The organism is Paenibacillus pinisoli, assembly GCF_003605435.1.
In the GTDB taxonomy this organism is placed as follows: Bacteria; Bacillota; Bacilli; order Paenibacillales; family Paenibacillaceae; genus Pristimantibacillus; species Pristimantibacillus pinisoli.
The window spans coordinates 1,561,590-1,585,187 of the sequence record NZ_QXQB01000001.1 but is presented as its reverse complement, the minus strand read 5'-3'; the positions used below and the strand labels follow the sequence as shown (position 1 = coordinate 1,585,187).

Below are 23,598 nucleotides of genomic sequence, written 5' to 3'. Positions count from 1 at the left end.
AGCCCCCCTCAAGATGAGATTTCCCAATTAGTAAGACCCCTTGAAGACGACGAGGTTGATAGGTTCGGGGTGGAAGCACAGCAATGTGTGGAGCTGACGAATACTAATCGGTCGAGGGCTTATCCTACAAGCTTTCCGAAGGAAAGGCTGACATCGTAAGCATATGCTTGGGTGAGCCTGGAGATTGGCGAGCACGCTAAAGAAGTTGAAGCATTACTTTCGTATCCAGTTTTCAAGGTGCAAACCTTGAAGTTCATGGTTCTGTCTTTTCTGAAGACATTCAGGAAGCATAATCATCGAAAACTGCATATTCCCTGATAGCTCAGTTGGTAGAGCACTCGACTGTTAATCGAGTTGTCACAGGTTCGAGTCCTGTTCGGGGAGCCATACAGAGAGGTGTCCGAGTGGTCGAAGGAGCACGATTGGAAATCGTGTATACGTTAATCGCGTATCGAGGGTTCGAATCCCTTCCTCTCTGCCAGTAAGGCCCGTTGGTCAAGGGGTTAAGACACCTCCCTTTCACGGAGGTAACAGGGGTTCGAATCCCCTACGGGTCACCAACTTTTCTTTAAAAAAGACTTGCAATCTTATAGAGGAATGTGATAAGATATAAAAGTCGCTCAACACGGAGGATTAGCTCAGCTGGGAGAGCATCTGCCTTACAAGCAGAGGGTCGGCGGTTCGATCCCGTCATCCTCCACCATATATACTTTTAACGACGCGGGGTGGAGCAGCCCGGTAGCTCGTCGGGCTCATAACCCGAAGGCCGCAGGTTCAAATCCTGCCCCCGCAACCAAATTACCATCGGAGACATCCGGGTACATATGATGTGGAGCTGTGGTGTAGAGGCCTAACATGCCTGCCTGTCACGCAGGAGACCGCGGGTTCGAATCCCGTCAGCTCCGCCATTATAACATCATCAGGCTCGGTAGCTCAGTTGGTAGAGCAGAGGACTGAAAATCCTCGTGTCGGCGGTTCGATTCCGTCCCGAGCCACCATGAAGTAACAAATTGAATTTTGCCGTTGTAGCTCAATTGGTAGAGCAACTGACTTGTAATCAGTAGGTTGGGGGTTCAAGTCCTCTCGACGGCACCACATGGAGGATTAGCGAAGTGGCCAAACGCGGGAGACTGTAAATCTCTTCCTTCGGGTTCGGTGGTTCAAATCCATCATCCTCCACCACTTACCTAGGGGCATAGTTTAAAGGTAGAACAAAGGTCTCCAAAACCTTTGGTGTGGGTTCAATTCCTGCTGCCCCTGCCAATTTCATAAGGTGTAACATGGCGGTCGTGGCGAAGGGGTTAACGCACCGGATTGTGGCTCCGGCATTCGTGGGTTCAAGTCCCATCGATCGCCCCATATAACACCTTAAAGTAATGACAAATAATGTTGGGGATTAGCCAAGCGGTAAGGCAACGGACTTTGACTCCGTCACTCCAAGGTTCGAATCCTTGATCCCCAGCCATTACATGCGGAAGTGGCTCAGCGGTAGAGCATCGCCTTGCCAAGGCGAGGGTCGCGGGTTCGATTCCCGTCTTCCGCTCCATTTTAATTTTGGCGCCATAGCCAAGTGGTAAGGCAGAGCTCTGCAAAAGCTTTACCCCCAGTTCGAGTCTGGGTGGCGCCTCCACAACACCATAGTGTGCGGCCTTAGCTCAGCTGGATAGAGCGTTTGACTACGAATCAAAAGGTCAGGAGTTCGAATCTCTTAGGCCGCGCCATTTTCTTTTGAAGCAAGTTCTCATAATGCGCCGGCGTGGCGGAATGGCAGACGCGCTCGACTCAAAATCGAGTGGGAAACCGTGGAGGTTCGAGTCCTCTCGCCGGTACCACATTAACCAAAGATAGTTCATTAGAGATATTCTCTAGTGGGCTTTTTTTTTATGTTTTATAGACTCGACTCATTGTGTTTGCTGAAGATACTTTGGCACTGAACTCCAAGTGCGAATAATTATTTGCTGTAGTGGAATAATCACTATGTCCCAACCACTCTTGAACTTCTTTCATGCAAATGATATCAGATCAGGTCGCCGATTTCTTCGGCGGCCTTCTGTGCATGTTAAACTCTTCGAATGTAACGGTCTTATCCTAAGAGATGTTACGTATCTCCATATCGATAATCAAGACTCGACAGATATGATTATTGATTACCTATCATATAAGCTGATCTTAACGTTGTCTCTAGACTTGTATTCACTTGTGTCCTAGCCGCGTGGCAAGTTGTAAGGAGTCAAAATGAACAATGGTGGAGAAGTCCACGTCTTCTGGTTCCGGCAGCTTACAGCGGCAGTGAACGAGGGAACGGATACTGTCTAGCGGCTAGTGTGTCCTCCATACGTGATACCTCCTAATTTATAACGAAGTCGGCGGAGTTTTTGGGCACTTTATGAATGCAGTTCCCACACGAAGGTTTATGTTCGCTTAGTTCATTAGCGGTGCGAGGGGATGGAAAATACATTATACCCGGGTAATATTGATAATTTATTTTTACCCGGGTATAATAGGTGTAACAATTAGAGAGGAGGCCAGCATGAGTAATGTCCTAACGCACTTATACTGCACGGCATTTTTGGGTGTGAGAGTCGTCGCCAGTGGTTCGTTACAGCACGTTGTCACCGCAGTGAAGGATGCTCTGGATGATAGAGACCTTACACAGTTGCTTCTATTTGACGATTCTACGGGAAAGCAAGTGGATGTGGATTTTCGCGGGAAGACAGATGATGTGCTCGAACGATTAGAAGAACAGTATGGTGACATACCCGGTACGGAAGTGAAACACCAGCCTGCACGGCGTGTCGGCCGGCCCAAGCTGGGGGTTGTTTCCGGTGAGGTTACGTTGTTGCCGCGGCAATGGGAATGGCTCAAGAGTCAACCTGGAGGGGCGTCGGTAACATTACGAAAGCTCATTGATGAAGCTCGCCGTGCTGGAGAAGAACAGAGCAATGTTCGAGGGTCTCAAGAAGCGGCACATAACTTTATGACCGCTATGGCCGGGAACTTCCATCAATACGAAGAAGCTCTGCGGGCACTGTATGCTGGTGATTTGGATCGCTTTAACCACTTCATCGAAGACTGGGCACCTGATATCAGAAACCATGTCAAAAGATTAGCCGCTTATGCTTTCCCTGAAGAGAGCTTATGAATGATAGCATTTGGAGGCGTAAAGAATTAAAAAAAGAGTTTGAATCTATTCGTTAAGATTATCTGGCCGGTATCGGGGCATCGGACTGTAGCGATCTAAGTTTCACGCCTTCTGCCTATTGCGGAACTCTCGATACCGGATTAATTGGAGGAAAACACAATCATGAATATACTGAAAGTCAACGGCATTGAATTGTCCTATGACAGTTTCGGTGACGAAAATGACGAGGCTATTATCCTAATCGCCGGGCTTGGAACCCAGATGATTCGATGGACGGTTCCGTTTTGCCGGATATTAGCAGCGCGGGGCTTTCGCGTAATCCGCTTTGACAATCGCGACGTGGGCTGCTCGACACACTTTAACCATTATCCATCGCTGAATTTTGAAGCACTGGCGGCTGCTCTCATGTCAGGACGGCGACCAGACATCCCTTATACTCTCGATGACATGGCCAATGACGCTATCGGACTGCTCGACGCCCTTTCCATTGACCGGGCACATTTTGTTGGCAGGTCGATGGGCGGAATGATCGCCCAGCTTGCAGCCAGCGAGTACCCTGAACGGGTCCTATCACTCACCTCCATTATGTCTAGCTCCGGTAATCCCACCCTTCCGCAAGCTTCTCCGGATATCATGGCAATGATGACGAAGCCGGCGTCGAGCCCCTTTGAGGATGAAGCGGGATTTTTGGCACATAGCCTCTCTTTTGCTAAAAGCATCGCCGGCACTGGCTATCCGTTCGAAGAAGACGCGTATCGGGCACTCATTCTGGAGGAAGTTAAGCGGGCGTACGATCCAGGCAGTATCGGGCGGCAAATTGCTGCGATCGCTGTCTCCGGTGACCGTCGTCCGCGGCTGGCGACAATAAAAGCACCAGCGCTTGTCATTCATGGGATGGACGATCCCTTGTTCGTACCGGCGTGTGGCGAGGACACGGCTTCTGCAATCCCGGGTGCCGAGCTTATGTTGGTTGAAGGCATGGGACACGACCTCCCGCACCAGCTGTACAACGTAACTGCTGATGGCATAGAGCGAACGGCTCGTCGCAATTGATACGCGCTTGTTAACGCGCCTCCAGTTGAACGTATATGTGGAAACGATCGAATAAGCGCCGGTTTTACGATAATTTCGTGAACCGGCGCTTATTTTTGCGGGACATTTCCAGAGACCGCTATTGAGCTATCGTACCCGTTAGCCTGAGAGTCCCTTATTAATTACCGAGCTGCTCCGCCAAACCGATTAGAAGCCCTTCAATTCCACGAATATAGCAGAGCTTATATGAGTTCTCGTACTGAACCACTTCGCCAACGAGCTGAGCGCCATGCTTAGTGAGCCTGGATACCATTTCGTCAATGTCTTCAACGGCAAACATGACGCGCAGATAACCGAGGGCATTGACAGGGGCGGTTCGGTGATCTGATACAGGAGACGGGGTGAGAAAGCGCGAAAGCTCAAGCCGGCTATGACCATCTGGGGTAACCATCATAGCAATCTCTACACGCTGTGAACCCAGCCCCGTTACGCGGCCAGCCCACTCACCTTCGACAGCAGCCCGCCCTTCAAGCTTCAAGCCAATTTCCTCGAAGAAAGAAATTGCGTTATCAAGAGATTCTACAACGATGCCGACATTGTCCATCCTCAGTAATTTGTTTTTTTCCATAGCTTATCTCCTTAGATGTACAAATTTATTATTTAACAATTCGGAGTTACGATAGTATCTCCTGCTTATAAGGAAACCTTATTTGTCAATATGTTCATTAGAAGTAAAATCTATTAAAGTAGAAATGAACAGTCATGTTGATGACTACAAGATGATGAATGAAAGGGGAGATAGATGATGAGTAACGATTTTCAGTTTTTGCCCATTAGCCAGGTCGCAGGGAAATTTCCGGAAAACACTTGGTGGTCGAAGTTTTACAAGGATTTCAACGACGAGAACCTGGTCGCCTACTATGAGGGGGATTTGACGCTGCCATTCCTCAATCTGGATTGGGATATGCCTTTCCCTCAGCAAGAAGGGGTAATCATTGTTTTTATAAATGGCAGCCTTACAGTAGACAACCTCTATAACCAAGAAACGGACGGTGCCATTGCTCTTATAGTGACTGGCAACCTGAGCGCCAAAAATATCGCTGTAGGCGGCCAGGAAGTTTATGTAGCGGGCGATTTAAGCGTTGAGGAAATATTATGCGGCTCCTACAACCATGGTGAAATGATTGTAGAAGGCAATCTGAATGCAAAGGTTTTAGTTCAAGATGGCGAGTACCGCTTCAAAGCAGACGGAGAGCAAAGCATTGTATGTGCGGTAAACGTGTGGGATACGGACGCGGTCTGTCAGGAGCTCCCGGTCGATATTCGGAAGGTATTGATTGAGGATGTTTTTCTGGACAGTGAAGAGGAAGAAATCGATTTTTCTTTTCATACGCTGGTGACTGTACTTGAGGAAGGGCGTTCCGCATTGCTGGATTGGAGTGAAGCTCTCCAACGAAAGAAAGCGGAGCATTTGTATTTCACTTCCAACACCATCAATGAAGAAAACATACTGAAACTGACTCGGTCTATTTTGATGACGGATGAACAACCTTATTTTGATTTTGAGGAACATGACGCCTATTTCAAAGTTCAGCGGGAGCATATTGGTGATGATGGAGAACAACGGAACCCCAGCGTTTACATCAAGACTGCCCAGCACCATTATTTTATTTGGCTGGACGACGACCATTCTGTCAGCCTGTTGATGAAATCGGGAGATAGCGAGTGGGAGGATATTGACGAGGAGTCCTCAAAGCCATTAGCTGAATACTGGCTCATGCTGCTGACATGCGTGAATGCAGCTGAGCTTTATTTGCCGAATATTGAGGTTAAAGTTGTGCAAGACATTTTGCAGCACCCTGTCATACAGGAGCTGGACCCCTATGGGGAGGAGAATGACGGTTTCTGGGACGGTTCCAAATATTACGGCTTTCGTCGCCAGGCCTATACCGATGAGGATGGATACTGCTTTGCTGCCCGGATCGATATCGAGACCCCGGATGGTGCATTTTATTTCTACACGCTGGACAACAACTCTTATGTTTCCCGGCATTATCAACCCCCTAACCATCATGTCCGACAGGACATGTCTTTTTTGGACGCCAAACGCTGGGAAGCATCAGAACGGTATTTTGACAGATTCAAAGATTTTATTGCTCGGAAAATAAGCGTAGACGGGAGTTCTGTGCGGAAATCATGAACGCAGGTCCAACTTCATGAAGAAAAAAGGTGATAGATATGCAAATCAATAAAATGTCCAGCCCGGAAAAAGCTCTGGACTTCGACATCAGAAGGACCATTATTCTTAGCTTATATCTTAAGGAGTGGTCTATGCCAGAATATAGAGTCATCATGACCAAGCCGGAAATGGGCGTATATATTGAAATTTATTATTTCCCGTCAATGAATGATCTGACTCCAGCAAGATTCGCTACAGTAGGCCTGTCTCATTCGGTTCGAAAATCTGGAAAGCCTTCAGAGACGGAGTGGATGCTGGCTTTAAATCCCGATATGGGACAAGAAAGCATAGATCGCGTATTCTCTTATTTCTGCGACCTGATTGCCCATAATTTGGAGCATATGCGATCTTCGGATGTCCCGCGAGTCATGACGGAAAGCGCACTCGCACCAGAGAATTGGACAACAAAAGCCCTTTTGATAGATGAACTAAGAGGGGAAAGCGAGGATTTCGAAGAAATAAATATAGGCGAAGACATCATCAGTGTCTTGTGGGTCATCCCCATTACTTCTAAAGAAGCGGGTATCGTTCTACAAGATGGCATTGATGCTTTTGATGCTTACATGGAAAACCTTCCGTATTCCATCATAGATCCCACTCGTCCTGATGAATAAGGGGATTCATATCCTTATAAGAAAGAGACAGTAAGCCGGATGACACTCAGGTTTAAGCCTGAATGCCTTCAGGCTTTTTTGTTTATAGGGACTATACAATTTTGAGGTGAATTGCGTAAACGTTTTAACAAGAAAAAGGTGGAAAAATGAACTCCTGAATGAGGAAATATGGGATATCCTTTCAAGTTTTGGAGAAGTGGCTCAATGTTAGATTTCTAACGGAAATGACATCGATTCTTTATAAATGTGCTTGTATTCAATGAAGCACTTAATTTTGTGTCACTTTAACTAACGGAAAAACGCATAAATATAAAGATTTTCGCTATGATTTAGGCATTAACCTAACACTATAATGTTACATAGAATTAATGTAAACGGTTTATTTTTAGATTTTTCAAAAAAACCTATTGTAATCTGAGTGATCATGAACTACAATAAAATCAGAAATTGCGTAAACGTTTACATCCTTGAGGTGGAAAAATGAACTAATATCGTTTATTATCAAAGGGAAATATTGAGAAAACGTTATGACACGATTGAATGGAAGGGGGTGGCTAAGACGAACAAGGAAATTACTATTAAGGACGTAGCCAAGCAAGCGGGTGTATCTGTCGCTACCGTATCCCGAGTGATGAATGGGCGGGATCGCGTAAGCGAAGCCACTCGCAAGAAAATACTTAAAATTATCGAAGAGATGAACTTCGTGCCGAATACGATGGCTGCATCGATGGTCAATAAAAAAACCAACATGCTGTCCGTCGTGGTGCCGGAGATTCAGAATCCATTCTACACCGCAGTCATTGGCGGTATGGTCGAGGTAGCCAAGAAGGAGGGCTTCACCACTCTAGTCGTTGCCACGAATAGCGACGAGGCGGAGGAGGAGGAATTTTTTGAAAGCTTCCTGGGGAAAAATGTGGATGGGATCATTCTAATCGGCACTCATAAGGATGCGGAGTTTTACCGGAATATTCGCAAGCCTACTATCCTTGTTGACCGTTACATCAACGATTGCGGTCATGATGGCGTCTTAATCGACAACTTCCGCGGCGCTTACGAAGCGACCAAGCACTTCGTGGAATATGGTCATGAGCGCATTGCGATTATAGACGGGGCACATGATTTTAACGACGGCAAAGACCGTTATTGGGGATATCGTCAAGCGATGCATGAGAGCGGCCTGACACCCGATCCTGCCTATCACAAGCAGGGGAATTGGCTGGAGGAGGACGGCTACCGGTTTACAACGGAGCTTATGCAATCCGGGCAGCCGCCGACGGCTATTTTTGCGGCTAACAACGTCATTTGCACAGGCGCGATTAAGGCGATACGCGATTTGAATCTTCGGATCGGGGAGGATATTTCCTTAATCGGCTTTGATGATAACGAGCTTGCCCAGTTCGTTCAGCCAAGAGTGACTGTAGTCAGCAGGCCGACAAGAGAGATGGGGATTCAAGCGGCGGAGATGCTTATTCAAAAAATCAAGGGAGAGCCTAAAGAACAGACGAAGCTGAAAAAAATGATTTTGGATGTAGAGTTGAAGAAATTCGGCTCAGTCAAAAAACTGAAGGCGTAATAGCGGGGGGAGAGCCATGGCGAGGATCTTGGTAGTGGGCAGCATGAATATGGACATCGTCACAGGGGTTGAGCATCACCCGGTTCCCGGCGAAACGATACAGGGCAACGAGACCCGGTTCTTTATTGGAGGCAAGGGGGCCAACCAGGCGGTGGCCGCCTCTCGTTCCGGGGCTTCGGCCGCTATGGCTGGCGGACTGGGCGCGGATTCCTTTGGCATCGACATTCGCAGGGCATTGGCGGAGGATGGGATTAATCTTGATTATGTTGCAGACCAGCCCGGTATGACGGGACTTGCCTTGATTACAGTAGATGGGGCTGGCGAGAACAACATTATATTATCCTCTGGCGCTAATGGAAGATATGGCGCGGATGAGATCGATCAATTGAATCTTTCCGGCTTTGACGTGATCTTGCTGCAAAATGAAATATCAGCGGCAGTCAATGAAAGGGTGCTGGACAAAGCGGCAGAGAACCATATTCCGGTATTTATGAATCCGGCTCCAATTGACGGGTTTGACCGGAGCCAGCTGGGCAAGGCGACTTTCCTCATTCTGAATGAGGTTGAGGCGGAGGTGCTGAGCGGCATCCGCATTGAAGGAAGCAGCCAAGCGCTGGAGGCTGGAAAGAAGCTGCTGAAGGAAGGCATTCCTCATCTCATTATTACCTTGGGAAGCAAAGGCTCAATTTATATGGATCAATCGGGAAGCCAAATTGCATTTCCCGCATTTAAAGTTGACGCAGTGGATACGACGGCGGCAGGAGACACCTTCATCGGAGCATTCGCAGCCAAATACGCAGCGGGAGCAGAATTGCGCGATTGTCTGCGCTACGCGACGGCGGCATCGGCGCTGGCCGTATCTCAACCAGGCGCTCAAAGCTCGATTCCAAGGGAGGATGAGGTACAATCGTTTCTTGCAGAGGAGAGCAGTAGGACAATAAGAATGTCATAAAAAAGGCAATATGCGGGGATTCTTTTCTGGAAAGGGATACCTGTATGCTGGGACTTTGACGATTTAACGCTTAGTCTTGTTAAAGTTATCCAAAAGCAACTCGGAAAGGCGAATAGGAGGTCGAACGATGAGGCATCCGGTATTGAAAATGGAAGGCATCAGCAAGGAGTTTCCAGGGGTCAAAGCGTTGTCCGATGTGAGCTTTGAGCTGTATCCGGGCGAAGTTCATGCGCTTATGGGGGAAAACGGAGCGGGAAAATCGACGCTGATGAAAATTTTGTCCGGCGTGTATTCACCAACGCAAGGAACTATCAGGCTGAAGGGCAAGGAAGTGACATTCGGCAACCCGCTGGATGCCCAGCGGCAGGGCGTGTCTATTATCCATCAGGAATTCAACTTGTTTTCCAATCTGACAGCCGCGGAAAATATATTCATCGACCGTCCAGAGATGGTGGGCCGATTCCGACGGATACAGTGGTCCAAAATGTATGACGAGGCGCAGCGTTTGGTTGATTCCATAGGGGGTGGTGAAATTGATGTCCGCCAGGAGGTCCGGCATCTAGGCGTTCACAGCCAGCAAGTAATCGAGATTGCGAAAGCGCTGTCTTTTCAGGCGGATGTGCTCATTATGGATGAACCGTCGGCGGCTCTTCCGGAAAACGAAGTGAAAAAAATGTTCGACGTGGTGAACCGGCTTCGGGCGCAAGGCGTAGCCATCGTGTATGTCTCCCACCGCATGAAGGAAATATTTGAAATAGCGGATAAAGTAACGGTGCTGAGGGATGGGGCCAAGATTGATACCCGAGGGATCGAAGAGGTGACCGAACAGAGCTTGATCCAAATGATGGTGGGCAAAGAGGTCGGCCAGCTATATCCGGTAAGGGAGCAGAAGCACGATCAAGAGGTTGTGCTGAAGGCGGAGCAGCTGTCGCTCGATTCCGCGCACAATGTATCGTTTGAGCTGCGAAAGGGAGAGATCTTAGGGCTGTTCGGCGTTCCGGGTTCCGGCACGCATACGATTGCCGAGCGTTTATTCGGCCTAAGGCGGGGAACAGGTGAGATCATCATTCATGGTACAGCCGTGAAAATCAATAGCCCGAGCCAGGCCAAGGCGAAGAAGATTGCTTACGTTCCGCCGGACCGTCACCGTCAAGGCATTATTAAACCGATGTCCATCCGGCAAAATCTGTCGATACCGATGCTGCCGCAGCTTTCAAAGTACACGGTGCTGGACGAGGCGCGAATTAAAGAGATGAGCAAGGAGTATATGGAGAAGCTTCGGATTAAAGCGCCCAGCGATGGGCAAAGCGTAGACTTTCTAAGCGGCGGCAATCAGCAAAAGGTCGTGATTGGCAAATGGCTTGCAGCGAATCCCGATATTCTTATTCTGGAGGAGCCGACTCGGGGCGTTGACGTCGGAGCGAAGGCGGAGATCTACAATATTATTCATCAGCTGGCCCAGGAAGGCTTGAGCATCCTGCTGATTTCCTCCGAAATGCCGGAGGTCATTGGACTCAGCGATCGGATCCTGGTGCTGTACAAAGGCACGATCGTGCATGAATTTGCGCATGGCGAGGCTGACCAGGAACAATTGCTGCAGCGTGCTTCACATCCGCTCTCAGAAGGAGGCTGCTTATGAAACGCCTACTAAATGTGCATGAAGCGCCAATAATCATATTCACCATTCTCGTCACGCTGTTGTTTTCCATCCTTTCGCCTGACTTCTTGCAATTCGAAAATATAAGGCTGATTCTGGATCAGAACATCTCCATGTTTATCGTGGCGATCGGGATGACGATGGTCATTCTGCTGGGCGGCATGGATTTATCCGTCGGCTCCGTGCTGGCGGTGACAGCGACTTCAGTCGGGTTGTTCCTCAGCAATGGCATTCATCCATGGATTGCCGCCGCTATGGGGATATGCATCGGAGTTCTATGCGGCATGGTCAACGGCTATTTCATCGCGATAAGGAAAATACCGGATATCATCGTCACCTTAGCCACCATGTATATCTTCAGGGGCATTGCGGTAGGAATCAGCGGAGGGACCTGGATGACGAACTTCCCGGAAGGATTTCGCTTCTTTGGACAAGGGTATGTGCTAGGCATTTCCTTTCCGCTGCTGATAGCCGTCATTCTCATAGCAATCTTCATCTATTTAATGAAATTCACCCGCTCGGGCCGAAGAATCTACTCCATTGGAGGGAACGGTCCGGCAGCCAAGCTTGCGGGAATCAGCGTAGCCCGGACTAAGTTTAAGGTTTATGTATTAAGCGGCTTGCTGGTCGGGATCGCCTCGGTTATTTTTGCAGCCAAGGTAGGCAGTGTGCAAGCCTCGACAGCAGGCAGCAGTCTAGCGTTTGAAGTCATGGCAGCCGTTCTGATCGGCGGAGGAAGCATCTTCGGAGGCGTCGGCACCATAGCGGGAACCATGTTGGGTGTGCTCTTTATGGGCATTGTGAAAAACGGGCTCATTATATCCAAGGTTTCTCCGTTCTGGGTTAGTGCTGCGACTGGTTTTCTGATTATTCTGGCAATTGTCATTAACACGCTGCAGCGCATAAGGCAAAACAAAGGGAAAGAGGGGGATTTGGTATGAGTGCATGGGCAAGCCGGTTCCCGCTTAAGGGAAATAAGCTAATCGTTCAAATGCTGCTGCTGCTCGTCATCATCGTGCTGTTCAGCTTCTTGTCTCCCTATTTCCTGACCGTCACCAACTTTATGAATGTGCTGAACCAGATGGTTGAAGTAGGGCTGATCGCCATTCCGATGACCATGATTATCATATCCGGTGCGATGGATCTTTCGGTTGGCTCCATTCTGGCTTTCTCCGCTGTATGTATGGGAGTGGCGTATGAGCGGGGCATCGATATATGGATCAGTATGATTATTGGACTGCTGGCGGGCTTGCTGTGCGGGGCCGTTAACGGATATCTGATCGCAAGACACCGCATGCAGGCTATTGTCGTCACCATTGGCATGCTCGTGATGCTGCGGGGGCTGGTCTACGTGATCAATCAGGGCAGACCCATAAGCGGCTTTCCGGATGCTTTCTACTTCATGGGCCAGCAATATATCGGCTTCATTCCGGTTAATGCGATTTTCCTAGTGGTGATGTTCCTTCTGGCCAGCTTTGTCATGAAGAAGACCAGATTCAGCACCTATGTGTACGGGATTGGCAACAATGAAGAGGTTGTCCGCTATTCCGGCATCTCGGTCGTACGCATCCGGTTTATCCTGTTTATGCTTAGCGGACTGTTTTCAGCCTTGGCGGGTATATTTCTGGTGTCGCGTCTGGCAAGCGCAGAGGCGACATCGGGTACCAATATAGAGCTCGATGTCATTACAGCGACTCTGATAGGGGGCACACATATTTTTGGAGGGAGGGGAAGTCTTTCAGGCACATTTGTCGGGCTGCTGATCATCGTGTTTTTGCGTAATGGATTGAATCTCTTAGGCGTATCCGTGCTTTATCAAGCAGTTATTTTAGGGGCATTGCTTCTGCTTGCTGTAGGAAACAAAAAATTCAATGGAGAGTGAAACCTATGAAAAAGCTGGCATTGACGTTACTGACGGGTGTATTGGCTTTGAATTTGGCAGCATGCGGAAGTACAAGCGGGAACCAAACGGATAACGGAGGAAAGCCGAATCAGGGAGCTTCCGGCTCTAGAACTTACTTTATGAATCCCAAGTCGATCGGTCCTGCTTATTGGGCGGCGGCTGAGAAGGGCGCCAAGAAGGCGGCAGCCGATCTGAAGGTAGAGGTGCTGTTCAATGCGCCGACAGAGGCGGATTCCTCCAAGCAAATTAATATGATTCAGGATATGCTGACCCGCAAAGTAAGCGGCATCGGCGTATCGCCTAATGATGCGAAAGCGGTAGGCCCAGTCTTCAAAAAAGCGAAAGGCCAAGGCGTCAACATTGTGACTTGGGACAGCGACGCTCCGGATACAGAACGCCAATATTATGTAGCTCCGGCTACGGATCAGGAAGTGGGAGAGCTTCTGGCCAAAACAATCGGAGAAGAAATCGGCGGCAAAGGACAGGTAGCGTTTATGGTCGCCGGTCTTGGCTCGCAAAACCAGATTGCCAAATCGGATGCGGCAAAAGCTTATTTTGCAGCCAACTATCCGGATATTGAGGTTGTAACGACTGTCGCGAGCGACGACGATCAACAAAAGGCGTATGCCAATGCGCAAAATCTGCTTCAAACTTACCCTGATCTGAAAGGCATTATCGGATTTGCAGGCGGTGAACCACCGGCCGCTGCGGAGGTAGTAGAGCAAGCTGTAAAAGCTGGCACCTTGGAGAAAAATCAAGTGGCTATTACAGGCATTGCCGTCCCGAGCGTCGTAAAAAATTATATCAAAAACGGCACGATCAAAACGGATATTATTTGGGATCCGGGCAAGCTGGCTTATGTAACGGTCTACATTATGGATCAGCTGGCTCAAGGCAAGGAAATCAAGGACGGCATGGAGATTCCAAATATCGGGACTGTGAAGGTAGACGGACAAAGTGTGTTTATTGGCACGCTTGAAGTCACGAACGAGAATGTGGACAGCTTTGATTTCTAATCAATCTACCTGTTAGGAGGCGGCTTCATGGAGTATAAGGTGCAGATAGAAGATTTGACGGAGGAGGCTTTTGCTCCCTACGGCAAAGTAGTGGATATACCGGCGATCGATCCTTCCAAATCCGGGGACGGTTGGGATTGCTGGAGCTATGTGCAAATGCTGGACGTATGGGAGCCAATCGGCTTTGGCCTTGTGGTCACCAAGCGGCGCGAATTTGCCGTAACGGCAATGGAGAGGCATGTCAGCCGCGAGGAGCTGCTGCTTACCTTTGATCGCGAGATTGTACAGCCTGTAGCCTTGTGCATGGACATCGACGATCCGGATGAAAGTCCTGACCCATCCACCGTCAAGTGCTTCCGGATTAAGCCCGGACAAGCTATCGTCATCCACCGGGGGGTCTGGCATAGCCCGGCTTACCCGGCTGCGGACGACGCCCGTTACCTGTTCGGCATTGAGAAGAAAAAGGATAAATTCGGCGACGAAATGATCAATCCGTGGGTTGATTTTGTGGGCGGTAGCACCGTTCGATTCGAATAAGCGAGCAGGCACGGCTCCTGATGCTCTTGTCTGCGGCACTGCGGATTCATGCAGCATCAGGAGAGTGCCGCCACAAAGGAGAGAGAGAGATGAATCAAGAACAGAGAGTGATGGAATGGATCGAGAATCATCAAGATGAAATTATTCAGTTTTTACAGCAGCTTATTCAAATCCCGAGCGTCAACCCCTGGTTCTTCGAGGAGCCGGGGCCATCGAAAGAGAAGGACCTTCAGCAATTTATTGCCGGCAAGCTGGAGAAGCTCGGAGCGGATATTGAGGTCTGGGAGCCAGTCGCCGATGAGCTGAAGCAGTATGAAGGCATGGCGGGTTATTATCCGGGAAGAGATTTTACGGGCAGACCCAATCTGGCGGCTACGTTTGGCAAAGGAACGGAAGGCAAGTCGCTGCTCTTGTTTGGCCATATTGACGTCGTCATGGCAGGCTCCAAATGGACGGTTGACCCGTTCGAGGGCAAAGTGATCGACGGGAAGATGTACGGCCGCGGCACCGTTGATATGAAGGGCGGAGTCGCAGCCATGATTATGGCTGTCGAAGCGATTCTTCGCAGCGGGTTTAAGCTTAAAGGGCCGGTTGTCGTCGGCACGGTTGTCGATGAGGAAGCGGGCGGCATGGGGGCGCTGGATTTCATTCACCATGGCTACCGGGCGGATGCTTGCATTTTAACGGAACCGACCTCGCTGACGATCGCACCGCTTTGCCGCGGGATTCTATGGGGCAAAATCAAAATTCAAGGCCGCAGCGGCCATATTGAGATGCCGCAGGCGGATTGGCAGGACGGCGGCGCGGTTGATGCGATTAAGAAAGCAAGATATATTCTGGAGCATCTGGACCGCTTGAATGAGCAATGGGCTGTGAACAAGACTCATCCCTACTTGTCGATCCCTTGCCAGGTGCATGTCGCGCAATTAAACGCCGGGGAATACCCGACCTCCTTCGCGAATGAGGCGGAAATCGTATTTAACGCGCAATACCTGCCTTCGGAGCGGGACGAGAAGCTCGTAGGCGGCAACGTAAAGAAAGAATTGACGGACTTCCTGCGCGAGGTATCGGAAGCGGATCCTTGGCTGCGTGAGAATATGCCGGAAATCGAGTGGCTGGTGGATGCCGATTGTGCGGAGACGGATGTGTCCCATCCCTTTGTACAGACCTGTGTGCAATCCTTGAAAGCCATTGGCGAGGAAGGGAAGATCGAAGGACTGGGCTTCCATACCGATATGGGCTGGCCGGTGAACGTCGGCATTCCTACCATTAATTTCGGGCCTGGCGACCCAAGCCTTGCCCATCATAGCGACGAATTTACGCCAGTCGCCGAAGTCATTCAGGCGGTCAAGATGATTGCCAAAACGATTGTGGACTGGTGTGAAATCGAGGAAGCGTAACAATTGATCAAGACGGCCTGCAAGGCCTGAGTGATATAAAAATGCGGAGGTGCTTGAACTTATGAAAATCTTATTTATTGGCGAGTCCTGGGTTGTGCATATGATTCATACGAAAGGCTATGACAGCTTTACTTCGACCAAGTATGAGGAGGGAGCAACTTACTTGCTGTCCTGTCTGCGTCAGGAGGGAATTGACGTCACTTATATGCCTGCCCATGAAGTGCAGGTGCGCTTTCCTCAATCGCTGGAGGAGCTCAAAGCCTACGATGCGATTGTAATTAGCGACGTTGGAGCCAATACATTCCTGCTCCAAAATCCAACCTTCTATCAAATGCAAATCATTCCGGACGCCCTTGAGCTTGTGAAGCAATATGTTGCTGAAGGCGGCGGCCTGCTGATGGTTGGCGGTTACCTGACCTTCATGGGGATCGAAGGAAAAGCCAATTACCGGAATACGGTACTGGCCGATGTGCTGCCGGTTGTCATGATGGATAAGGATGACCGCGTAGAGAAGCCGAGCGGCTTCTCGCCTCTCATATCGCAGTCGCATCCGTTGGTCAATGACTTGGGAGAATGGCCAAAGCTGCTAGGGTATAACAAGCTGTCGGCCAAGCCGGGGGCGGAGGAGCTGCTCAGCCATGAGGGTGATGCTATTCTAACGGTAGGAACCTACGGAGCGGGCAAGACGGCGGCCTTTGCAAGCGATTGTTCGCCGCATTGGGGATCCTTGGAGTTTATGAATTGGGAGCACTATTCTGCCTTCTGGTCCAAGCTAATCAAGTATCTGAAGTAATGGGGCAGTAGACATCATCATACACGAAAACGGACGTCTGCTGGCTCGAAGCTAGCAGGCGCCTTTATTTAAATGAGCTGTAGGATAATGAACTGCATAACCGTCGCCGGGTGAATGACAGCTTTCAAGAGACATGTTCTTTTTTCACGCTAGCTTATAACAGATTTGAATTAACGTTTAACCTCCATACTGATGGAGGTTTTTTTTTATTATGGCTAAATGTAGAGTATGGCAGGCTAAAAGTGTTGCTAGTTGGCATCAGCTTGACGATGGCTAAAATCCAAGCTAAGATTAAGCAGTAATTTAGTAAATTAGTAATTTAGTAAAACGAGAAGAGGGAATGACATGAACTCACCAGCTTCATTGGAGCACAAACCTGTTGTTGTTTCGGAAAATTACGAGAAGGTTGACGGCCGGATGGCCGGGAGAACGGATGCAAAAGCTCTTTCTTTGGGATTAACCCAGGGTAATGATAAATGCAAGACTCTAGCCTCGGCCAAGGTATGGAGACATACTGGAGTGGAGTGGTCATGTGAATCGGAGGAGCTGCCTCTCCATCGTGTGCTGGATTTGTCCATTCTGCTATTGCGGTCAATGGCACATTTTCAAGAGGCCTACCGCTATGAGCATCTTTATGATCCAGAGCAGCCGGTTCTGGATCGGCTTGCTCTTCAAGGAGGCGCCATGACGGTAGCAATCGCTGCGGACAATGAGAGCATTGATGAAGATATCAAGCTGTTCAGCCAAGCGCTGAGCGATGATGGTGAATTATTAGGCGAACGGCTTCGCACGTTAGCCAAGCTTCTGCAAGATATGGGCTATTAACTCGTCAGACAATGGAGGAAATCAATATGAGTGACATTGAATCATTGGAATTATCGCCCGGGAGAACGATGACGGATGCGGAAATAGGTCTGGTTTGGAAGAAGCCGAATTCTCATAAGGCAAGCGAAGAGGAGCTGCGAGTCAGCAAGGAAGTGAAGCGCAATTGGCATCGCGGAGAGATGAAAATTGCCAACATTCTGCTGGAAGGCGATGCGGGCTCCGGCAAAACCCAATTGGCCAAAGCATTGTCCGCCAATTTCGGACTTCCGTATACAAAAGTGACTTGCTTTGCGGATATGGACAAATCGGATATTATCGGCGCTATTCTGCCGGTCATCTCCTCTGACCGATTAGAGAAGCTGGAACCTGCCGAGCAGTCGGTATTGCAAGCACTCTACGCGAGCGATGAATTCCAGAGTGCAACCGGCATACTAATGGACGCCTTGGAGCTGACGCAGGAAGCGGCGGCTTTGAAGCTGAAACAGCTGCTGAAGCTGGCGTCGGAGATGAGCGATGGCGAAGCCGTCGAGTACAGATTTTATCCATCGGAGATTGTGAGAGCTTATCGGCATGGCTACCTGCTGGAGATCCAGGAACCCAATGTTATTCGTGACGCTGCGGTACTGATGGCGTTGAACTCTGCCCTGGAGCTGGACGGCAGCATCAATCTTCCCACGGAAATAATCCGCAGGCATCCCGATTTCATCGCGGTGATCACAGCCAACCGAAGCTATGCAGGGTCCAGGCCGCTTAACGAAGCATTGCGGGACAGAATCCAGCATTCGGAGAAGATGGATCTGCCGGCCAAGGAAGTGATGATGGAGCGGGCAATGGCCAAGACGGACTATCGAGATGAATCGGTATTAAGCGTATTGGCGGACAGCATTATCGTTCTGGACCAGACAGCCAGGGCTAATGCGATTAAAGGCGTAGCGGGCATGCGTTCCTTCTTTTACTGGGCGGATGCGGTCGCCGGCGGCGCCTCGGCGCAACAATCGCTTTATTATAAAGTGATCTATAAAATCACGACCGATCCCGAGGAGATCAAAATGCTGGAGGATGCGCTGGCAAAGCATGGCTTGATGGCAAGCCTTGCGAGCTTGGAGCTGGTAAAAAAAAACGGCCATGCCGAGATGAAGCCATAGAGCTCAAGCTATGGGGAGATATTGGGGCTGCTGATTATGAGCATGACAGCGAAGCGGAAGAGAAGGGGATCGCGCTGAAAAAGTCTGCGGATAGCGAAGAGAGTTCCTCACTCCTTTCCGAACAATCAACCGATATGGCAAGCTCGGATACCGGAGAGAACGGCTCTCCCCAATATCATCAAGCCAATCCCGAGCCCATGGCAGAGGATGCGAGGCAAAGGGAACGCGATTTTCGAAAAAAACTTAATCATGCCGCTAGAGAAATCGTATCTGATTCCATTCATGCAAGAGTGAAGCTTATCGTTCACCGCCCGGATTACAATCAGGAAAGCAAGGAACAGTATATCCGGTTAAGCCAGGAGCTTATGCCGGTCGTGCAGGAGATTGCCCGAAAGACATTGCCTTTATTGGAGCATGAGACGTCTGCCGGGTTCGAGCGCAATCGTTACTATGGCAGCAGGTTTCAAGCGGATAGCGTAGCTTATAGGGATTACCGGCATTTTGCCAGAAAACGCCCTCCGACTGAAACGCCTACCCTTGCAGTTGGTCTAAGGGTGGATGAATCCGCATCGATGTCGGCCTTCGGCAGGCTGGAAGCGGCCAAGCGAGCTGTCATTGCGGTCTATGAATTTTGCCGGTTACGTCATATTCCCGTATTGATCTATGGCGACACTGCGGATGTATCCAGGCTGGAGCAAATGTCGCTCTATGCATATGCCGACTTCGAGAAGCCGGATGATCATGACCGGTACAGGTTGATGGGGATCAGGGCAAGAAGCAATAATCGCGATGGCATGGCGCTTCGGATTATGGCCGAGCGATTGGCGCATGCGCCGCAGCAAGCAAAGCTGCTGATCAGCATCACCGACGGCCAGCCCAAGGCGATGGATGATTATACGGGGAGTTACGCCGCTCGGGACATGCGGCAGACGATAGAGGAATACGAGCGGAAAGGGGTCGCCTTTCTGGCGGCGGCCATCGGACAAGACAAGGATGTTATTCATGACATCTATGGGCAGGACAAATTTCTGGATATCGCCAATCTGCGCCAATTTCCCGCCAGGCTGGTCCGGATCATTGCCCGGTATTTATAATTTCAGGAGGGAAAACGATGGATATGAATAAGCGCAAGGAGCTGCTTGAAGACTATAAGCAGATCAAGACGTATATGGGCGTCATCCAAATTAAAAACAAAAAGAACGGCAAGATTTTTCTCGACAGCTATCCCAATTTGAAAAACAAATGGCTCACTCTGCAAATGCAGCTGGATATGGGGAGATTTGCAAATTTGGAGCTTCAGCGAGATTGGAAAGAACACGGCTCCGAGGCCTTTGAATATGAGGTGCTGGAGCAGAAGGATGCCAGCAAGGTCGACGATGTGCGCTGGGAGCGCAAGCAAATCTTGAAGCCGTGGCTGGAGAAGCTGCGGCCCTATGGCGAACAGGGATATAACAAGCCCCCTAAGGATTAAAGGAATGTGCGGCACCCGTCAATAGATTTATTGGCGGGTGCTGCCGTTACAAATTGACTTGCGATGAAATCCAAGATAAGATGAAACCGTCATTTAGTAAACGAGTAAATTGGTACAAGGAAAGAGGGAAAGAGATGAAAATACCAACTACCTTAAAGCATAAACCTGTGGTCGTATCCGAAAATTATGAGCAGGTTGACGGCCGAATGGCCGGCAATACGGATGCTAAGGGACTTTCCTTGGGATTAGCTCAATGGAATGATAGAGGAAAAGTCGATATTTCGGCTAAGGTATGGCGATATACGGGAGAGAAATGGTCCAGGCAATCGGAGGAGCTGCCACTCCATCGCGTGCTCGATTTGTCCGTTCTGATATGCAGTTCCCTGGCGCATTTCCGCGAGGCCTACCGCTACGAGCAGCTGTATGATCCGGAGCAGCCGGTGATCGATCGCGTAGGGCTGCAAGGGGATGCAATGACTGTGGCGATCTGCACAGACAATGAGAGGATTAATGAAGATATCAAGCTGTTCAGCCAGGCGCTGAGCGACGATGGTGAACTGATCGGCGAACGTCTGCGCACGTTGTCCAAGATATTGAAGGACATGGGGTATTAATATGATTTGACGTATTAAGCAAGACCGGAATGCTAGTCCATTGCTTGCCATGGACTAGCATTCCGGTTTTTTCACTTGCATACATTTGAGTTCCAAAGCTATGAGGCTTGCTTGATCCGAAAAGAGCTCATGTAGCTGATGACAGCAAAGAGCAGCTGCAGCGACAAGGCCTCCTTGGCATCCAGAGGCTCCAAGCCCGCTGACAGCCGCTAAGGTTTTAACGGTATCCCGTAACATCGGCCGGCTTGCCGGCGTCCTGCACTTCCATAATGTAGCGCCAGGCATCAGGCTGCGAGCCGTCCAGATCATGAATGCCGTATAGCTTGGCCAGCTCGCCGCTGGAAGTCGATCGTCCATTCCAACGGGAGACGTCCGGGTCGCCCGCCAAGGCGGCGATACCGCGGCCGATATATCGCGGCGTTTCCGAGATGGCGAAGTGCGGCTCCCGCTCAAGCGCATCCTGCCATTTGTCTTCGGTAACGCCAAAGACTTCAAGCATGATCTCGGAGCGGAGCCAGCCCGGCGTAACCGCGAGAGCGGTGCAGCCATGGGGCGCAAGCTCATGCGACAGCGACTTCGCCATGCGAAGGATTGAGGTTTTAGCCAAATCATAATACATGGATAATCGGTAGTTCGCATCGTTATAGGATTGAGTACCGTCTGTCACCTCGATGACTAGTCCGCCGGGGTTGCGGATCAAGAGCGGCAGCGCATACCGGCTCGTAATAATATGGGTGTCGATCGACAGCCGCAGCATGCGCAAGCCGCTCTCCAGTGAATGCTCCCAGACGGGAACATTCCATTCCACCATATATTCGCCGCCCCAGATATCATTGACCAATATGTCCAGCCGTCCTTGCTCGCGTTCAATCCGGGCGACTAATGCCTCAACTTGCAGCGGGTCCAGATGATCGGCCTGTACCGCGATGCCGATGCCGCCAGCCTGCTCGATCAGCTCCGCCGTCTCTTCAATCGTCTCAGGCCGATTGTATTCCGAACGCCCCGCCCGTGTGGTCCGTCCCGTCACATAGACGGTTGCGCCGGCGGCGCCCAGCTCAATGGCAATGCCCCTGCCCGCGCCGCGTGTTCCTCCGGCCACGAGCGCTACTTTTCCGGATAAAGGTTTCATATTCATCAGCTCCTATCGTTGTATACTGCCTCATTATAAAGCCTCAAATACGACAGCTTATGTCATATAAGCATAATTATTTTGCATAATCAGCGCTTATGAGGATGCTTGCCAGAATGATACAATGAGGCCATCAAGCACCCAGCACCTGGGCAATAGGGAGGAGCAGGATCATGAGCGCCATTAAGCATATGGTTGTTTTTTCGCTGCATTCGGGCAAGGAGAATGAGGAAGCTGAGCTGTTTTTGCGAACGAGCAAGGAGGAGCTTGCCGCAATACCAGGGGTAGAGCAGTTTGAGGTTTTTCGCCAGGTGAGCCCCAAAGCTGACTTCGACTATGGCTTCTCTATGGTATTTGCGGACGGACAAGCCTATGAAAGCTATAATAACCATCCGGTGCATGTTCAGTATGTGCAGGAGCGGTGGCTCAAGCAGGTCATCCGCTTCCAGGAGATTGATCTGACACTTCACCAATCATCATAACGATTCACGGAGCTGTCTCAAAAGCAAGTTGACTTGAGGGGTCATCTCATTTGATGAATGAACTAGGGAAATGAAAAGATGGCGGTGTCAGGGTGTTAATCCTGGACCGCCAATTTTTGGTTTGTGGCTTGTGCTGCAAATGACCTTGGGGCGAATCCCAGCGTGTAACGGTGCTGCACACCGCTACATACGAGATTCCACGCTTTTCTCGTGTGTAACGGTGCTACAAACCGCTAGATCTGTGATTCCGCCTTTTTCTCGCGTGTAAGGGTGTGTGGCGTTGCTATATTGATTTTTGGTGCGAATCCCAGCGTGTAACGGTGCTACACACCGCTATATATGAGATTCTGCCCTTTTCTCGCGTGTAACGTTGTGTGGCACTGCTATTTCGGCTTTTGGGACAGCCCCTGAACTTGGCGCCAGTCTGTCAGCCCTTGGTAATGCGAGGTTGGCCGATCGTTCGAATGATGATTTCAGGAATGATCAGCAGAAGCGCGATTGTGCCGTATATACCGATCGTGTAGCTCTCTGGGTACTGGAATCCGAAGCCTTGATGGAACAGAGCGGCGATGAGATGGATCAGCATATTGGTAAAACAGAAGGCATAGCTGCGAATCATCCAGTTCCGGTGCTTGATCATTTGTTTTTTCTTAATGTATACAAGCGCCGTAATGGTGATGGCTGGCCATAGGATATTGAGCAGATTAAAGCCCATGCTGCTGATCTTCCCGCCGGTGGCGTAAGGAGCCATATATCCGGAAGTGATGACTACAATCAGGACGGATACGATGTACAGGTAGCCGTTCACGCGGTGAAGCTTGCGGTACAGCAGAAGAAAACGCGCAGAAAAGTTGACCAGACCCGCCGCCATCGCGATACATGCAAAGGCGACATGGATATACATCACGTTCAGCCAAGCTGGGAGGTTCAGCTCTCGCTTCAGATTGGTTTTAAAGCTTAAAAAGCTGTCCGCCCCAGGGTCGATCCAATAATTTTTTGCCAGCGCATATAGGATAAATAGGATACTAACGGCAGCCAGCAGGCTGTATAGCGAAATCCCTTTTTTCATAGTCG

At 49.9% G+C, this 23,598-nt stretch carries 22 protein-coding genes, 16 tRNA genes and 1 rRNA gene; 36 read left to right on the top strand and 3 right to left on the bottom strand.

Translation table 11 applies throughout. The features are described from left to right. The 19 genes from D3P09_RS07480 to D3P09_RS07385 all read left to right on the top strand — a co-directional run. A 23S ribosomal RNA gene (locus tag D3P09_RS07480) occupies nt 1-127 on the top strand; the annotation flags it as partial. Nucleotides 128-311: 184 nt separating this feature from the next. Then, nucleotides 312-387: transfer RNA gene (locus D3P09_RS07475), tRNA-Asn, on the top strand. A 3-nt stretch (nt 388-390) separates the two neighbouring features. Next, a tRNA-Ser gene (locus D3P09_RS07470) sits at nt 391-481 on the top strand. A 4-nt stretch (nt 482-485) separates the two neighbouring features. Continuing rightward, nucleotides 486-560 (top strand) — tRNA-Glu (locus tag D3P09_RS07465). A 67-nt stretch (nt 561-627) separates the two neighbouring features. Next, nucleotides 628-703, top strand: a tRNA-Val gene (locus D3P09_RS07460). A 16-nt stretch (nt 704-719) separates the two neighbouring features. Then, nucleotides 720-796: transfer RNA gene (locus tag D3P09_RS07455), tRNA-Met, on the top strand. 35 nt (nt 797-831) lie between these two features. Further along, nucleotides 832-908: transfer RNA gene (locus D3P09_RS07450), tRNA-Asp, on the top strand. A 14-nt stretch (nt 909-922) separates the two neighbouring features. Continuing rightward, nucleotides 923-998: transfer RNA gene (locus D3P09_RS07445), tRNA-Phe, on the top strand. Nucleotides 999-1,019: 21 nt separating this feature from the next. Further along, nucleotides 1,020-1,095, top strand: a tRNA-Thr gene (locus tag D3P09_RS07440). 3 nt (nt 1,096-1,098) lie between these two features. After that, a tRNA-Tyr gene (locus tag D3P09_RS07435) sits at nt 1,099-1,182 on the top strand. Between the two features lie 7 nt (nt 1,183-1,189). Next, nucleotides 1,190-1,263: transfer RNA gene (locus tag D3P09_RS07430), tRNA-Trp, on the top strand. A gap of 20 nt (nt 1,264-1,283) precedes the next feature. After that, a tRNA-His gene (locus tag D3P09_RS07425) sits at nt 1,284-1,359 on the top strand. 31 nt (nt 1,360-1,390) lie between these two features. Continuing rightward, nucleotides 1,391-1,465, top strand: a tRNA-Gln gene (locus D3P09_RS07420). 6 nt (nt 1,466-1,471) lie between these two features. Beyond that, nucleotides 1,472-1,546, top strand: a tRNA-Gly gene (locus D3P09_RS07415). Nucleotides 1,547-1,556: 10 nt separating this feature from the next. Further along, nucleotides 1,557-1,630: transfer RNA gene (locus D3P09_RS07410), tRNA-Cys, on the top strand. Between the two features lie 14 nt (nt 1,631-1,644). Next, nucleotides 1,645-1,721: transfer RNA gene (locus D3P09_RS07405), tRNA-Arg, on the top strand. Between the two features lie 29 nt (nt 1,722-1,750). Then, nucleotides 1,751-1,832: transfer RNA gene (locus D3P09_RS07400), tRNA-Leu, on the top strand. A 698-nt stretch (nt 1,833-2,530) separates the two neighbouring features. Next, nucleotides 2,531-3,142: a DUF2239 family protein gene (locus tag D3P09_RS07390; protein WP_120108397.1), complete on the top strand. Its 612-nt coding sequence runs from the start codon at nt 2,531-2,533 to the stop codon at nt 3,140-3,142. A gap of 162 nt (nt 3,143-3,304) precedes the next feature. Next, nucleotides 3,305-4,195 (top strand): alpha/beta fold hydrolase, encoded by an 891-nt coding sequence (locus D3P09_RS07385; RefSeq protein ID WP_120108395.1) that lies wholly within the window; start codon nt 3,305-3,307, stop codon nt 4,193-4,195. Nucleotides 4,196-4,352: 157 nt separating this feature from the next. Here D3P09_RS07385 and D3P09_RS07380 read toward each other — a convergent pair whose 3' ends face one another. Then, on the bottom strand, nt 4,353-4,802 hold the full coding sequence (locus D3P09_RS07380) for a VOC family protein (RefSeq protein ID WP_120108394.1): 450 nt from the start codon (nt 4,800-4,802) through the stop codon (nt 4,353-4,355). Nucleotides 4,803-4,976: 174 nt separating this feature from the next. On the opposite strand from D3P09_RS07380, the gene D3P09_RS07375 reads away from it, so the two are divergent. The 16 genes from D3P09_RS07375 to D3P09_RS07300 all read left to right on the top strand — a co-directional run bounded on the left by D3P09_RS07375 (nt 4,977) and on the right by D3P09_RS07300 (nt 20,913). Next, nucleotides 4,977-6,374, top strand: a complete 1,398-nt coding sequence (locus D3P09_RS07375; RefSeq protein WP_243643937.1) for a hypothetical protein — start codon at nt 4,977-4,979, stop codon at nt 6,372-6,374. A gap of 38 nt (nt 6,375-6,412) precedes the next feature. After that, on the top strand, nt 6,413-7,027 hold the full coding sequence (locus D3P09_RS07370) for a suppressor of fused domain protein (protein WP_120108391.1): 615 nt from the start codon (nt 6,413-6,415) through the stop codon (nt 7,025-7,027). 514 nt (nt 7,028-7,541) lie between these two features. Further along, nucleotides 7,542-8,600 (top strand): LacI family DNA-binding transcriptional regulator, encoded by a 1,059-nt coding sequence (locus tag D3P09_RS07365; protein WP_243643936.1) that lies wholly within the window; start codon nt 7,542-7,544, stop codon nt 8,598-8,600. Between the two features lie 16 nt (nt 8,601-8,616). Further along, nucleotides 8,617-9,552: a ribokinase gene (rbsK, locus tag D3P09_RS07360; protein ID WP_120108389.1), complete on the top strand. Its 936-nt coding sequence runs from the start codon at nt 8,617-8,619 to the stop codon at nt 9,550-9,552. Nucleotides 9,553-9,679: 127 nt separating this feature from the next. Continuing rightward, complete coding sequence (locus D3P09_RS07355) at nt 9,680-11,191, top strand: sugar ABC transporter ATP-binding protein (RefSeq protein WP_120108388.1); 1,512 nt, start codon at nt 9,680-9,682, stop codon at nt 11,189-11,191. Then, nucleotides 11,188-12,150, top strand: a complete 963-nt coding sequence (locus D3P09_RS07350; protein WP_120108386.1) for an ABC transporter permease — start codon at nt 11,188-11,190, stop codon at nt 12,148-12,150. Before D3P09_RS07355 ends, D3P09_RS07350 begins: the two co-directional genes overlap by 4 nt. Next, nucleotides 12,147-13,091, top strand: coding sequence for an ABC transporter permease (locus D3P09_RS07345; protein ID WP_120108385.1), 945 nt, complete (start codon nt 12,147-12,149; stop codon nt 13,089-13,091). The genes D3P09_RS07350 and D3P09_RS07345 overlap by 4 nt, the downstream gene beginning before the upstream one ends. 5 nt (nt 13,092-13,096) lie before the next feature. Beyond that, nucleotides 13,097-14,128, top strand: a complete 1,032-nt coding sequence (locus D3P09_RS07340; protein ID WP_120108383.1) for an autoinducer 2 ABC transporter substrate-binding protein — start codon at nt 13,097-13,099, stop codon at nt 14,126-14,128. A gap of 27 nt (nt 14,129-14,155) precedes the next feature. Next, the gene (locus D3P09_RS07335; RefSeq protein ID WP_120108381.1) at nt 14,156-14,665 is read left to right on the top strand and encodes an ureidoglycolate lyase; all 510 of its coding nucleotides are present in this window, start codon (nt 14,156-14,158) and stop codon (nt 14,663-14,665) included. Between the two features lie 89 nt (nt 14,666-14,754). Beyond that, nucleotides 14,755-16,065, top strand: a complete 1,311-nt coding sequence (locus D3P09_RS07330; RefSeq protein ID WP_120108379.1) for an ArgE/DapE family deacylase — start codon at nt 14,755-14,757, stop codon at nt 16,063-16,065. 61 nt (nt 16,066-16,126) lie between these two features. Continuing rightward, nucleotides 16,127-16,858, top strand: coding sequence for a glutamine amidotransferase (locus D3P09_RS07325; RefSeq protein ID WP_165867341.1), 732 nt, complete (start codon nt 16,127-16,129; stop codon nt 16,856-16,858). 345 nt (nt 16,859-17,203) lie between these two features. Next, on the top strand, nt 17,204-17,683 hold the full coding sequence (locus D3P09_RS07320) for a DUF6530 family protein (RefSeq protein WP_120108376.1): 480 nt from the start codon (nt 17,204-17,206) through the stop codon (nt 17,681-17,683). Between the two features lie 26 nt (nt 17,684-17,709). Further along, the gene (locus tag D3P09_RS07315) at nt 17,710-18,828 is read left to right on the top strand and encodes an AAA family ATPase (protein WP_120108374.1); all 1,119 of its coding nucleotides are present in this window, start codon (nt 17,710-17,712) and stop codon (nt 18,826-18,828) included. A gap of 134 nt (nt 18,829-18,962) precedes the next feature. Beyond that, nucleotides 18,963-19,922: a vWA domain-containing protein gene (locus D3P09_RS07310; protein ID WP_243643935.1), complete on the top strand. Its 960-nt coding sequence runs from the start codon at nt 18,963-18,965 to the stop codon at nt 19,920-19,922. A gap of 17 nt (nt 19,923-19,939) precedes the next feature. Beyond that, on the top strand, nt 19,940-20,299 hold the full coding sequence (locus tag D3P09_RS07305; RefSeq protein ID WP_120108370.1) for a GIY-YIG nuclease family protein: 360 nt from the start codon (nt 19,940-19,942) through the stop codon (nt 20,297-20,299). 134 nt (nt 20,300-20,433) lie between these two features. Beyond that, nucleotides 20,434-20,913 (top strand): DUF6530 family protein, encoded by a 480-nt coding sequence (locus tag D3P09_RS07300; protein ID WP_120108369.1) that lies wholly within the window; start codon nt 20,434-20,436, stop codon nt 20,911-20,913. Between the two features lie 217 nt (nt 20,914-21,130). On the opposite strand, the gene D3P09_RS07295 is transcribed toward D3P09_RS07300, so the two are convergent. Then, nucleotides 21,131-22,042, bottom strand: a complete 912-nt coding sequence (locus tag D3P09_RS07295) for an SDR family oxidoreductase (protein ID WP_120108367.1) — start codon at nt 22,040-22,042, stop codon at nt 21,131-21,133. A 173-nt stretch (nt 22,043-22,215) separates the two neighbouring features. Between D3P09_RS07295 and D3P09_RS07290 the strand changes: the two genes are divergently transcribed. After that, nucleotides 22,216-22,524 carry a Dabb family protein gene (locus tag D3P09_RS07290; protein ID WP_120108365.1) on the top strand — a complete coding sequence of 103 codons (309 nt, stop codon included), beginning with the start codon at nt 22,216-22,218 and terminating at the stop codon, nt 22,522-22,524. Nucleotides 22,525-22,951: 427 nt separating this feature from the next. Here the strand turns inward: D3P09_RS07290 and D3P09_RS07285 are convergent, their stop codons facing one another. Then, nucleotides 22,952-23,593: a DUF2306 domain-containing protein gene (locus tag D3P09_RS07285; RefSeq protein WP_120108363.1), complete on the bottom strand. Its 642-nt coding sequence runs from the start codon at nt 23,591-23,593 to the stop codon at nt 22,952-22,954. Nucleotides 23,594-23,598 lie beyond the last annotated feature (5 nt).

Bases quoted from the DNA above. Each gene is read 5' to 3' on its own strand.
- D3P09_RS07390 (WP_120108397.1), top strand. From the start codon at position 2,531: ATGAGTAATGTCCTAACGCACTTATACTGCACGGCATTTTTGGGTGTG.
- D3P09_RS07385 (WP_120108395.1), top strand. From the start codon at position 3,305: ATGAATATACTGAAAGTCAACGGCATTGAATTGTCCTATGACAGTTTC.
- D3P09_RS07380 (WP_120108394.1), bottom strand. From the start codon at position 4,802: ATGGAAAAAAACAAATTACTGAGGATGGACAATGTCGGCATCGTTGTA.
- D3P09_RS07375 (WP_243643937.1), top strand. From the start codon at position 4,977: ATGATGAGTAACGATTTTCAGTTTTTGCCCATTAGCCAGGTCGCAGGG.
- D3P09_RS07370 (WP_120108391.1), top strand. From the start codon at position 6,413: ATGCAAATCAATAAAATGTCCAGCCCGGAAAAAGCTCTGGACTTCGAC.
- rbsK (WP_120108389.1), top strand. From the start codon at position 8,617: ATGGCGAGGATCTTGGTAGTGGGCAGCATGAATATGGACATCGTCACA.
- D3P09_RS07355 (WP_120108388.1), top strand. From the start codon at position 9,680: ATGAGGCATCCGGTATTGAAAATGGAAGGCATCAGCAAGGAGTTTCCA.
- D3P09_RS07350 (WP_120108386.1), top strand. From the start codon at position 11,188: ATGAAACGCCTACTAAATGTGCATGAAGCGCCAATAATCATATTCACC.
- D3P09_RS07345 (WP_120108385.1), top strand. From the start codon at position 12,147: ATGAGTGCATGGGCAAGCCGGTTCCCGCTTAAGGGAAATAAGCTAATC.
- D3P09_RS07340 (WP_120108383.1), top strand. From the start codon at position 13,097: ATGAAAAAGCTGGCATTGACGTTACTGACGGGTGTATTGGCTTTGAAT.
- D3P09_RS07335 (WP_120108381.1), top strand. From the start codon at position 14,156: ATGGAGTATAAGGTGCAGATAGAAGATTTGACGGAGGAGGCTTTTGCT.
- D3P09_RS07330 (WP_120108379.1), top strand. From the start codon at position 14,755: ATGAATCAAGAACAGAGAGTGATGGAATGGATCGAGAATCATCAAGAT.
- D3P09_RS07325 (WP_165867341.1), top strand. From the start codon at position 16,127: ATGAAAATCTTATTTATTGGCGAGTCCTGGGTTGTGCATATGATTCAT.
- D3P09_RS07320 (WP_120108376.1), top strand. From the start codon at position 17,204: ATGAACTCACCAGCTTCATTGGAGCACAAACCTGTTGTTGTTTCGGAA.
- D3P09_RS07315 (WP_120108374.1), top strand. From the start codon at position 17,710: ATGAGTGACATTGAATCATTGGAATTATCGCCCGGGAGAACGATGACG.
- D3P09_RS07310 (WP_243643935.1), top strand. From the start codon at position 18,963: ATGGCAAGCTCGGATACCGGAGAGAACGGCTCTCCCCAATATCATCAA.
- D3P09_RS07305 (WP_120108370.1), top strand. From the start codon at position 19,940: ATGGATATGAATAAGCGCAAGGAGCTGCTTGAAGACTATAAGCAGATC.
- D3P09_RS07300 (WP_120108369.1), top strand. From the start codon at position 20,434: ATGAAAATACCAACTACCTTAAAGCATAAACCTGTGGTCGTATCCGAA.
- D3P09_RS07295 (WP_120108367.1), bottom strand. From the start codon at position 22,042: ATGAAACCTTTATCCGGAAAAGTAGCGCTCGTGGCCGGAGGAACACGC.
- D3P09_RS07290 (WP_120108365.1), top strand. From the start codon at position 22,216: ATGAGCGCCATTAAGCATATGGTTGTTTTTTCGCTGCATTCGGGCAAG.
- D3P09_RS07285 (WP_120108363.1), bottom strand. From the start codon at position 23,593: ATGAAAAAAGGGATTTCGCTATACAGCCTGCTGGCTGCCGTTAGTATC.